This is a genomic window from Corallococcus terminator, from assembly GCF_003611635.1.
In the GTDB taxonomy this organism is placed as follows: domain Bacteria; phylum Myxococcota; class Myxococcia; order Myxococcales; family Myxococcaceae; genus Corallococcus; species Corallococcus terminator.
Window position 1 is genome coordinate 1 of record NZ_RAVZ01000580.1, and the last position, 2,956, is coordinate 2,956.

General features: G+C 69.1%; 3 protein-coding genes. 1 reads left to right on the forward strand and 2 read right to left on the reverse strand.

Annotated features, from left to right (window positions below):
* Positions 1 to 496 (reverse strand): tetratricopeptide repeat protein (locus D7V88_RS40295; protein ID WP_147449101.1); only part of this gene is annotated, 496 nt, incomplete at its 3' end.
* Positions 453 to 1,142, reverse strand: a complete 690-nt coding sequence (locus D7V88_RS40300) for a lytic transglycosylase domain-containing protein (RefSeq protein WP_120545801.1) — start codon at positions 1,140 to 1,142, stop codon at positions 453 to 455. The genes D7V88_RS40295 and D7V88_RS40300, both read right to left, overlap by 44 nt.
* Before the next feature lie 88 nt (positions 1,143 to 1,230).
* Between D7V88_RS40300 and nadB the strand changes: the two genes are divergently transcribed.
* Entirely contained in the window at positions 1,231 to 2,820 is a 1,590-nt protein-coding gene (gene nadB / locus D7V88_RS40305) for an L-aspartate oxidase (protein ID WP_120545802.1), read from the forward strand.
* Positions 2,821 to 2,956 lie beyond the last annotated feature (136 nt).

Here is a 2,956-nt window from a genome sequence, read left to right on the forward strand (position 1 = left end):
GGATAGAGCCCGCGGCGGCTATGGCGCGCGACATCTTCTCCGCCATGGCATCGCTGCCGGACAAGAGGAAGTGCTCGCGCGCGCGGCCGTACTCGCCCATCTGGGCGAAGGTCAGGCCCAGGTAGTTGTGGGCCTTCTTGTGGTCCGGGGCCAGGTCGGTGGCGGTCTCGAACTCGCGCGCCGCGCGCTGGAGCGCGTTCGTCTTCAGGTAGACGAGCCCCAGGTTGACGCGCAGCGTGGGGTCCACCGGGTTGTCCCGCACGAGCATCTCGTACAGGTCGGCGGCGCGGTCGAAGAGGCCCAGCTTGAAATAGGTCAGGCCCAGGAGATTCTGGGCCTTCTCGTGACGCGGCTGGAGCTGGTGCGCACGCTCCAGGAAGTCCTTCGCTTCAATGACCTTGCCGGCGCCCAGCAGTTCGCTTCCGCGGTAGAGCTGCTGGAGGAACTCCTCGTCAGCGGGGCCCGGCTCCTTCGTCCCCTTCGTGCGCGTCGTCATTCTCGGGTGTGGGCTCACGGCTGCTGGCCTCGGCCTGGGCGAGCCGCTCGCGCTCCTTGTAGTGGTAGTAGAGCTGGACGACCTTGCGCACGTACGCCTGGGTCTCCGCGTACGGCGGCACCTGGCCTCCGTACTTCTTCACGGCCTCAGGCCCGGCGTTGTAGGCGGCGACCATCTTCACCATGTCGCCGTCGAACATGTTGGCCAGCACGCGCAGGTAGCGCACGCCGCCCTCGATGTTCTCCTTCGAGTCGAAGATGTCCTTCACGTACATGTCCGACGCCGTGGCCGGCATGAGCTGCATCAGCCCGCTGGCACCCTTGTGGCTGAGCGCGTTCGGGTTGAAGTTGCTCTCCGTGTGCATGATGGCGCGCACCAGCGCCGACGGGATGCGGTAGCGCAGGGCCGCCTTGGCGATGTGCGGATCCAGCTCCTCGGGCGTGCGAGAACGGCCCCGCACCGGAGCGCTGGTGGCAGGCGCGGGCGTGAAGGTGCCAGCCAGCTTGCGCGCCTTGCGCGAGCCCGCCGGCGGCACGTTCGTGTAGACGATCGTGCCGTCCTTCTCCACGTAGCTGTAGATGCCGTCGGCGAACGACGCCGCGGGGGCGAGGGTCAGCAGGGCGACAAGGGAGGAGAGGACACGCATGGCGGCGGCCGAAACCTTAGACAACGGCCGGAAAGTCCTCAAGAAAACGCCTTGTTTCCAGCACTTACCGCCATTAAGCCTGTTCGCCATGCCCCATCGGTTTGATTTCCTGGTCCTGGGCGGAGGCGTGGCGGGTCTGTCGTTCGCCCTGCAGGCGGCCCAGCACGGCACCGTCGCCGTGCTCACCAAGCGCGAGCGAGGCGAAGGCAACACCGCCTACGCGCAAGGGGGCATCGCCGGTGTGCTGGCCCCTACCGACACGTTCGACTCCCACATCGAGGACACGCTCGTGGCGGGCGCGGGGCTGTGCCACCGGGACGCGGTGGAGGTCACCGTGCGCGAGGGCCCCGAGCGTCTGCGACAGCTCGTCGCCCTGGGCGCCGAGTTCGACCGGCGGGTCGGCGGCGAGTTCGACCTCACGCGTGAGGGTGGCCACTCCGCCCGCCGGGTCATCCACGCGGGCGACATCACCGGCCGCGAGGTGCAGCGCGCGATGCTGGCCGCGTGCGACGAACACCCCAACATCACCTTCTTCCAGAACACCGCCGCCATCGACCTGATGCTGGACCGCAAGCCGCATTCGCCCTCCGCCAGCCGGTGCGTGGGCGTGTACGCGCTCTTGGAGGACGGCACCATCGAGCGCTTCCTCTCCAAGGTGACGGTGCTGGCCACCGGCGGCGCGGGCAAGGTGTACCTGTACACGTCCAACCCGGACGTCGCGACGGGTGACGGCGTGGCCATGGCGTACCGCGCGGGCGCGCGCGTGGCGAACATGGAGTTCTACCAGTTCCACCCCACCTGCCTCTTCCACCCGGAGGCCAAGAGTTTCCTCATCAGCGAGGCCCTGCGCGGCGAGGGCGGCAAGCTGCGGCTCAAGGACGGGCAGGCCTTCATGGAGCGCTACCACGCCCTGAGGGACCTGGCGCCGCGCGACGTGGTGGCGCGCGCCATCGACGCGGAGCTCAAGCGCACGGGCAACGACTGCGTCTACCTGGACATGACGCACCTGGGCCGCGCGTACGTCACCGAGCGCTTCCCCAACATCTACGCCACCTGCAAGGCCTTCAACATCGACATGGCCGTGCAGCCCATCCCCGTCGTGCCCGCGGCCCACTACCAGTGCGGCGGCGTGGTGACGGACCTGCACGGGCGCACCAACGTGCCGGGCCTCTACGCCATTGGCGAGGTGTCCTCCACGGGCCTGCACGGCGCCAACCGGCTCGCGTCCAATTCCCTGCTGGAGGGCCTGGTGTTCGGCCACCGCGCGGTGAAGGTGGCGGCGGAGGAGATCTCCTCGCTGACGCACTCCAAGGACGAGCCGCCCGCGTGGGACTCCGGCAGCGCGGTGGACTCCGATGAGCGCGTGGTCGTCGCCCACAACTGGGATGAGATCCGCCGCCTGATGTGGAACTACGTCGGCATCGTGCGCACGGACAAGCGGCTGATGCGCGCGCGCCGGCGGCTGGAGTTGTTGCGCGAGGAGATCCGCGACTACTACTGGCGCTTCAAGGTGACCCGCGACGTCATCGAACTGCGCAACATCGCGGAGGTCGCGCACCTCATCGTGGACTGCGCGAGCCGTCGCAAGGAGAGCCGGGGCCTGCACTACACCCTGGACTACCCCCACACCGACGAGCACCAGGGCACGCGCGACACCGTGCTGTCCCGGGAGCTGTGAGCCGCCATGTCCAGTCCGCGCCGCACGCAGAATGAGCTCCCGGGCCCCACCGGCCTGGGAGACGAACCCGGGCCCCCTCCGGGACACCGCGACGGGGACGGCCCGCCTCCGGGCCCCCAGGGGCCCCAGGTCGCCC